Here is a 2,715-nt window from a genome sequence, read left to right on the forward strand (position 1 = left end):
GCCGCACCCACCTCCTCTGCCAGGGAGGCCGCGGCGGCTTCGGCGGCGATCCTGTCTGCGCAGCCCGTCACAGTATCCTCCTCCTCACGAAGTTCGAGGTGAGCTCGCACGCCACCACGGCCAGGATGATGGCGAGTATCACCAGGCCGGCCACGTCGTAGCGGAAGCTCTTGTAGTACACGTCGAACACGAACCCGATGCCCGTGCCCGTGAGCAGGCCGATGAGCGTGGCGTCGCGGATGTTCGTCTCAATCATGTAGAGCACCCAGCTGACCACCGAGGTTATGCTCATCGGGATGACAGCCTGCGCCACGATCTGGCCGTACGTCGCGCCCGCCGCCCGCAGCGCCTCTACCGGCCCGGAGCCCATCTCGTCGATGCTTTCCAGGAAACAGCGCGTCAGGTACCCGAAGCTGGTGAGGAACAGGGCGAAGAACCCGGTGAACTCGCTCTGCTTGAACGAGAACAGCAAGATGAATGCCCAGGCCACCACCGGTATGTTGCGAAAAAGCGACGCGATGCCCCGCGCGATGAGGGGAACGGGTCCGCCCACCCCCACCGTGCGCGAGCCGAGCACCGCAACTATATAGGCCAGCACCGCCGCCGTGCAGCTTGAGGCGATGGAGGCCAGGATCGTCGAACCCAGAGCGGGAAGGATGGTGCCCAACTTGCCGAAGGAAGGGAGGGAGGGGGCGAATTGGACGGCCATCCACGCGAACCCGCTCGGGACGTCGAGGATTGCCTGCACGAAATCGAATCCGACGTACGTGCCCGACAGCGCGCCGAGCGCCACGGCCACGAGCGCCACGGCCACGAGGGACGCGGTGCGGCGCGCGAAGAACGACGGGTCGTACTGGCCGTGCCGCCGGTCTTTTCCAGCGCGCAAGCCTGCGACAAGGCCCGAGGGCTGCAAGGTGCGCTCCATCATGCAGCCTCTTCCACCACGCGCGCCGCATCGGGGGCGTTGTCGGCGGCCTCTTCGCCATCGTCCTCGTCCGTCTCATAGATGTCGGCGATGGCGGTTTCGTCGAGCTGGGACGGCAATCCGTCGAACACGAGGCGGCCCTTCTTGAGCGCCACGATGCGGTCCGAGAACTCCAGCGCAAAGTCCACCTGATGCAGGTTCACGAGGCATGCGATGCCCAGCTCGTCGGCCGCCCAGCGCAGCTGCTCCATGACCGTGCGCGACGACTTCGGGTCGAGGCTAGCGATGGGCTCGTCGGCCAGCATGAGCAGCGGGTCCTGAACGAGCGCCCGGGCGATGCCCACGCGCTGCTTCTGCCCGCCGGACAGCTGATCGGTGCGCGTGTAGGCGAAGTCGGCCAGGCCTACCTGGTCGAGCACCTCGAAGGCGCGGCGCTTCTCTTCCTCAGAGAACAGCCCGAGCGCGCCAGCCACCGTGGATTTGTAGCCCAAGCGGCCCTGCAGCACGTTCTCGATGGACGTGGCGCGGTACACCAGGTTGTAATGCTGGAAGATCATGCTGATGCAGCGGCGTACCTGGCGCAGCTCGCGGCCCTTCACGCGCGTGACGTCGCAGCCGTCGAACGCCACCGTACCCTGGGTGGGATCGACGAGGCGGTTCGCACAGCGCAGCAGCGTGGACTTGCCGGCGCCCGACGAGCCGATGATGGACACGAACTCGCCGCGTGCCACCTCCATCGACACGCCGTCGAGTGCCTTCGACCAGCCGTCGTAGCTCTTCGTCAGGCTCCGCACCGCCAGCAGAGGCTCGGCCATCACGCGGCCCCTCCCAGCTTGCGGATGGGCTCGTACCACGCGTCGTCCGTTTCGACGAAGCACGTCTTTTCGGAATCCTTTTCGAACAGGCCCTTCGCGTTCTCATCCTCGGGATCGACGAAGATCTGCTTGTCGTCGGCCACCGCGTCGGAGCAGAAATACTCGACGATCTTCGTGCGGTCCTCCTCGGAAATGGAGTCCTCGTTGAAGCAGAAAGGCGAGTTCAGCACCGGCGTGATGGCGATGATGGTGAACTGCTTGCCGCGCACGGTGTCCATAGGCGCCTCGGCGTCGGCCTTGGCCTGGTACACCGCGCCCACGCTATTGGGCTCGCCGGACACGAGGTCCAGGTACATGTCCACGTCGACGTCGTCGAACGCGGCAGCGTCGGCGTCGCCCGAGAGCAGGTTCACCACCGAGCCCACGTGCGAGTTGCCGAACAGCACCTCGCTGAAGAAGCCGCCCGCCTCCAAGAGCACGTCGGAACTGTCCAGATCGAACCCCTCAACGATGCCGCTCGAAGGCACCTTGAAACCCGACGTGGAGGTGGCGGACACGAACGAGAACGACCCGCCCTTGATGCCCTCGATGGAGTAGCCGCTGCCGCTCTTGTACGCGTCGGCGTCCTCGGTGCGCACGCAGATGCGGCTGTAGTAGCACGCCCCGTCCAGGCCGCCGTCCTCATCGCTGTTCGTGAACGCCGCCTGCACGGCGGGGTTCTTCTTGTTGGCCTGCACGTAGCCCTCGGGGCCGAGGAGCGCCATCTGCGCCTTGCCCGAGGCGATGGCCTCGATGGCCACGTTGTAGTCGGTGGTGGTCAGAAGCTCGGCCTTGCGCCCACAGGCCGCCAGGATGGCTGCGCCGATGGCCTCGCGCGACGACGTCATGTCCGACGAGGAGTTGTCCGGCAGCCACACGAACGTAATCGGCTCGGACGAGCCCTCGCCCGCACCCCCGCCGTTGCCGGACTGCGGG

The 2,715-nt window shown here is 66.3% G+C and carries 3 protein-coding genes; all 3 read right to left on the reverse strand.

The window, feature by feature from the left end:
- Positions 1-67: 67 nt before the first annotated feature.
- A complete protein-coding gene (locus GPA_RS12230; RefSeq protein ID WP_015540052.1) occupies positions 68-928 on the reverse strand; it encodes a PhnE/PtxC family ABC transporter permease in 861 nt (286 codons plus the stop codon).
- Positions 925-1,740 carry a phosphonate ABC transporter ATP-binding protein gene (gene phnC / locus GPA_RS12235; RefSeq protein WP_015540053.1) on the reverse strand — a complete coding sequence of 272 codons (816 nt, stop codon included), beginning with the start codon at positions 1,738-1,740 and terminating at the stop codon, positions 925-927. The genes GPA_RS12230 and phnC overlap by 4 nt, the downstream gene beginning before the upstream one ends.
- A partial coding sequence (locus GPA_RS12240; protein ID WP_083809121.1) for a phosphate/phosphite/phosphonate ABC transporter substrate-binding protein occupies positions 1,740-2,715 on the reverse strand: 976 nt, incomplete at its 5' end. The genes GPA_RS12240 and phnC, both read right to left, overlap by 1 nt.

Source organism: Gordonibacter pamelaeae 7-10-1-b, from assembly GCF_000210055.1.
Lineage (GTDB): Bacteria > Actinomycetota > Coriobacteriia > Coriobacteriales > Eggerthellaceae > Gordonibacter > Gordonibacter pamelaeae.

Coding starts and splice junctions, on each gene's coding strand:
- phnC (WP_015540053.1), bottom strand. CDS start 1,740: ATGGCCGAGCCTCTGCTGGCGGTGCGGAGCCTGACGAAGAGCTACGAC.
- GPA_RS12230 (WP_015540052.1), bottom strand. CDS start 928: ATGATGGAGCGCACCTTGCAGCCCTCGGGCCTTGTCGCAGGCTTGCGC.